The following is a 4,338-nucleotide window of genomic DNA, read 5'->3' as shown; positions in this document are numbered from 1 at the left end:
TCAGGGGGGTCTGCTTGGTGCGGTCCTGCCCGATGACCACGCACGGCTGGCCGTCCAGCCGGGCGAACGCCACGAGCATGGCGCTGTCACGCTCGCCCTTCTCGGTGCCCTGCAGTCGGACCGTCGCATCGCTGCCGTAGCGCAGCACCTCGCGCACCCCGGGCCGATGCGCTGTCCGGGTGATCTGGATGGACTCCCACGCGGTGCGCACCCGGTCGGTGGTGCTGGCGCGGGGCGGACGTGTCTGGGCGGTCGGCGGATCGACGAGGATGCTCAAGGCGCGATCGACCAGCATCGGCAGCTCGTCGGGGATGGCAACGGCATCGATGATGCCGCGGTTCGCGAGGTTCTCCGAGGTCTGCACGTTCGGCGGGAATGGCTTGCCCTGCAGCAGCTCGTAGACCTTGGGACCGAGAAAACCGATCAGCGCGCCCGGTTCGCCCAGCGTGATGTGACCCAACGATCCCCACGAAGCGAAGACGCCTCCGGTGGTGGGGTGGCGCAGGTAGATCAGGTACGGCAGTCCGGCCGCACGATGCGCCATCAGCGCGCGTGAGATGTCGATCATGTGCACAAAGGCCGGTGTGCCCTCCTGCATGCGAGTGCCACCAGACGCCGTGGTGGCCAGCACCGGGATGCCTTCGGCAGTGGCGCGCTGCACGGCCGACACGATGCGGCGAGCCGCATCCTGTCCGATGGACCCCGCGAGGAATCGGAACTCGCTCGCGACGACCGCCACTGGGCGTCCGCGCATCAAACCGCGGCCTGTGACCACCGACTCGTCGGTGCCCGCCCGCTCGGCGGCGGCGATCAGCTCAGCGCGGTACTTCCGATCGTGCCGAGAGATGTCGACCGGCTCGTCCCACGACGTGAAGGACCCTTGGTCGAGCACCAGGTCCAGCAGTGCCTGGACGGTGAGCGTGGCCATGGGTCAGGACGATACTGCGGCCTCGCGCGCCGGCTCGGTCTTGGTGGCGACGAAGCGATAGCCGACGTTGCGCACCGTGCCGATGAGCGTCTCGTTGTCGGTACCCAGCTTGGCGCGCAGCCGACGCACGTGGACGTCAACGGTGCGGGTGCCGCCGAAGTAGTCGTAGCCCCAGACCTCCTGCAGCAGCTGCTGGCGGGTGAAGACCCGGCCGGGGTGCTGTGCGAGGAACTTGATCAACTCGAATTCCTTGAACGTGAGGTCGAGCGTGCGCTTCTCCAGCTTGGCGGTGTACGTGGTCTCGTCGATGACCAGACCGCTGGAGGCGATGACGTGGTGGTCGTGGTCGCCTGCGATGCCGGCGGCGAGACGACCGATGCCCAGGCGCAGGCGGGCCTCGAGCTCGGCAGGGCCAGCGGTGGTGAGGATGACGTCGTCCATGCCCCAGTCCGATGCTGCGACGGCGAGGCCGCCCTCCGTCAGGACGAGGATGAGCGGGCAGTCGATCCCGGTGCTGCGGATGATGCGCGTGAGACTGCGCACCTGTGCGAGATCGAGGCGGCCATCGACCAGGACGGCATCGCAGGGCGGAGCGTCAATCAGAGCGCTGGCTTCAGCGGGAAGAATCCTGACGTGATGCGGCAGGAGGGCGAGCGCAGGGAGCACCTCGACCGAGGACTGCGAGCTCGTGGTCAACAGCAACAGGTGGGACACAGCGATTCCTCCCGGAACGGGGTCATGGCCCACAATACGTCATGTGTCTGATCAGCCTCCAGAAGATGTCGGGAATGAGAACGACGTCACAGTCCGCTACTGGGCCGCGGCGCGGGCTGCTGCTGGCATCGAGAGCGAGCAGGTGAGCGCCTCCTCGCTGGCCGCGGTGCTGACCGAGATTTCCCGTCGACACCAGGACCGCGACCGGTTCGACGCCGTGATCGACTCCTGCTCGATCTTGCACGGCGAGATCCCGGTAGGCGCCCGTGACCCGAAGGACGTCGCTGTGGCCCCCGGCGACTCCATTGAGTTCCTACCTCCCTTCGCGGGCGGCTGAGTGCTGACATCATGCAGACCATGTCGCGACTGAGATCCACCCTGCTGTCGGCCGTGCTCGCCGGAGTGCTCGTGCTGGCGGCGTACGCCAACGTGTATCTGGTCGCCGCGGCGATCGTCGTGGTGCAGGTGCTCATCGCCTCGGCGCCGAGCCTCGCTGACGCGCGCGGTCGCAGCGTGCCCACTCCGCGGTTCGCGCCAGCACTGCTCGGAGGCCTGGTCGCGACCACGCTGGCTCTCTTCCCCCGCGCCATCCCGGCCGCCGACGGTGCGCAGGACGTGTTGGGGGTTGCCGACAGCGGGCTGCTCGCCGGCATCATTCCTGCGGTCGCGGTGACTTTGTTCGCAGCTCTGATCACCCAGATGCTGCGCACGGACGGACGGCGCGAGCTCACCGCGTCCACGTCCTACGCGGTGTCTCTCGGTGTCACGGCAGCCATCGCCTCGGGCTGGATCGGCGCAGCCAAGTCGTTCGGCGGCGCGCCAGTCGTCGCGATCGCTGCCGCCGGTGTCGTGGTCGGTCTGCTGGTCTGGCTCATGCCGTACGACCGCGTCGTCATGGTGTCCGCTGCGGTCGTGGCTGGGGCCGGCGCCGGCGCCGGCGTCGCCTACCTCGTCGACTCGTTCGTCACGGTGCTGTTCGGTGTGGCGGTCGGTTCGGCCGCGGCGCTGTTCGCCGTGCTGGGTCAGGTCTTCGGTCGAGCCTGGGTCAGCGGCCGGCTGCACGCATCGGTGGGGTGGGGCTTCCCCGGAGCGATGTCGATCGCCCTGGTCGCCCCAGTCGTCTACGTCGGCGGTCAGCTGGTGGCTGCGTAACGGCAGCAACAGTGCTGCTGGCATGCCGGCAGTACGCTCGACACCATGGTCGGCCTCATCGTTCTCGTGGCCGCGCTGGTGTTCAGCGCGGTCGCTGCGCTCGTGATGAAGTGGCGCAATGGCCGGTTCAGCTCTGCGGCTGCCCCCGGGCCGGGTGACACGGTGCTCTCGGCCCAGATCATCGGCGCACCACTTGGCCGCGATGCCACGCTGGTGCAGTTCTCCAGCGCGTTCTGCGCCCCGTGCCGAGCCACGCGGGTGCTGCTCGCCGACATCGCGTCGAAGACCGACGGTGTCGTGACGGTCGAGATCGACGCCGAGGACAATCTCGAGCTGGTGCGCGACTTGAGCATCATGCGAACCCCGACGGTGCTGGTGCTGGACCACCGAGGCGTCGTGCGCACCAGGGCATCGGGGCTTCCTCGTCGTGAGCAGGTCATGGCCGCGTTGACTGCAGCTCGCGCTGGCTAGTCCACGATACGAGACGGCGTCTCGTTATGTGAGACATCCCGCCCACGGTTCGGACGGAGTACGTACTGTAATGATCATGTTCCGGACGACATATCTCACGAGGCGCCGCGCGGTGGACAACTGCCGCACTGGCTCGGCCTTGTGTCGTCTTCGCTGATCTGACCTCATCCCTCAGTTCGCCCACCCCGCCTCAGTGGGGTGTCTCTCAGCGCAGGAGCATGCATGTCCACCCTTACAGCCACGTCCACCGCCCGTCAGGTCGATCCGCGCGGTCTGCGAGTCTCTGCAGGCATCACGGCCGCGGTCCTCGCCATGATCCTCATTCTCCCCGCGACGATCGGCCTGCCGCTGCTGGCCGCTCAGGTCGTCGTCTTCGCCCTGGCCGCGCTGGTCGGTCTGCCGTACTCGCCGTATTCGCAGTTCTTCGCCCGCGTGGTGCGTCCCCGCATTGGCGCTCCACTGGAGACCGAGGACGCGCGTCCGCCGCGTTTCGCGCAGGTCGTCGGCCTGGCCTTCACCGCCAGTGGGCTCCTCGCGCTACTCGCCGGGGCGACCGCCGCCGGTCTGGTGCTGGTGGCATTCGCGTTGGTCGCGGCGCTGCTCAATGCCACCACGGGCTTCTGCCTCGGCTGCGAGATGTACCTGATGTTCAAGCGGTTCGCACCGCTGCGGACTGCCTGACCGTCTCGCTCAGCCACCCACCTCACACCACTCACATACTCGCCCGCTCAGGGCAGACCTTTGGAGGTCATCATGAGCCGCAATTCCGCACTCGTCACCGCAGACTGGGTCCAGGACAACCTCGCCGACCCGAGCATCGTGCTCATCGAGGTCGATGAGGACACCGAGGCCTACGACAAGGGCCACATCCCCGGCGCCATCAAGCTGGACTGGAAGACCGACCTGCAGGACGGTGTCCGCCACGACTTCATCAGCAAGGACCGCCTTGAGGCGCTTCTGTCCGCCAAGGGCGTCGGCAACGACGACACCATCGTCTTCTACGGCGGTAACAACAACTGGTTTGCGGCCTACGCCTACTGGTACCTGGCGTACTACGGCCACACCAACCTGCG

7 protein-coding genes are annotated in these 4,338 nt (G+C 67.6%); 5 read left to right on the top strand and 2 right to left on the bottom strand.

The window, feature by feature from the left end:
• Both WB508_RS04345 and WB508_RS04340 read right to left on the bottom strand, forming a co-directional pair.
• Positions 1–928: carboxyl transferase domain-containing protein (locus WB508_RS04345; protein WP_423843658.1), on the bottom strand; the 928-nt coding region annotated here is incomplete at its 3' end.
• 3 nt (positions 929–931) lie between these two features.
• Positions 932–1,642, bottom strand: a complete 711-nt coding sequence (locus WB508_RS04340) for a winged helix-turn-helix transcriptional regulator (RefSeq protein WP_423843657.1) — start codon at positions 1,640–1,642, stop codon at positions 932–934.
• Between the two features lie 43 nt (positions 1,643–1,685).
• Here WB508_RS04340 and WB508_RS04335 point away from each other — a divergent pair, with 43 nt between their 5' ends.
• The 5 genes from WB508_RS04335 to WB508_RS04315 form a co-directional block, all read left to right on the top strand.
• Positions 1,686–1,979, top strand: coding sequence for a MoaD/ThiS family protein (locus WB508_RS04335; RefSeq protein ID WP_423843656.1), 294 nt, complete (start codon positions 1,686–1,688; stop codon positions 1,977–1,979).
• Positions 1,980–1,999: 20 nt separating this feature from the next.
• Complete coding sequence (locus WB508_RS04330; RefSeq protein ID WP_423843655.1) at positions 2,000–2,794, top strand: hypothetical protein; 795 nt, start codon at positions 2,000–2,002, stop codon at positions 2,792–2,794.
• A gap of 45 nt (positions 2,795–2,839) precedes the next feature.
• Positions 2,840–3,265, top strand: coding sequence for a TlpA family protein disulfide reductase (locus WB508_RS04325; protein ID WP_423843654.1), 426 nt, complete (start codon positions 2,840–2,842; stop codon positions 3,263–3,265).
• A gap of 222 nt (positions 3,266–3,487) precedes the next feature.
• Positions 3,488–3,946 carry a DUF4395 domain-containing protein gene (locus WB508_RS04320; protein ID WP_423843653.1) on the top strand — a complete coding sequence of 153 codons (459 nt, stop codon included), beginning with the start codon at positions 3,488–3,490 and terminating at the stop codon, positions 3,944–3,946.
• A 72-nt stretch (positions 3,947–4,018) separates the two neighbouring features.
• Positions 4,019–4,338, top strand: a 320-nt coding sequence (locus WB508_RS04315) for a sulfurtransferase (RefSeq protein WP_423843652.1), incomplete at its 3' end; no start/stop codon positions are given.

Origin of the sequence: Aeromicrobium sp., from assembly GCF_049586495.1 — a bacterium.
In the GTDB taxonomy this organism is placed as follows: domain Bacteria; phylum Actinomycetota; class Actinomycetes; order Propionibacteriales; family Nocardioidaceae; genus Aeromicrobium.
Note: the sequence above shows the minus strand (reverse complement) of the source record. Positions and strands in the feature narration are given on the sequence as shown.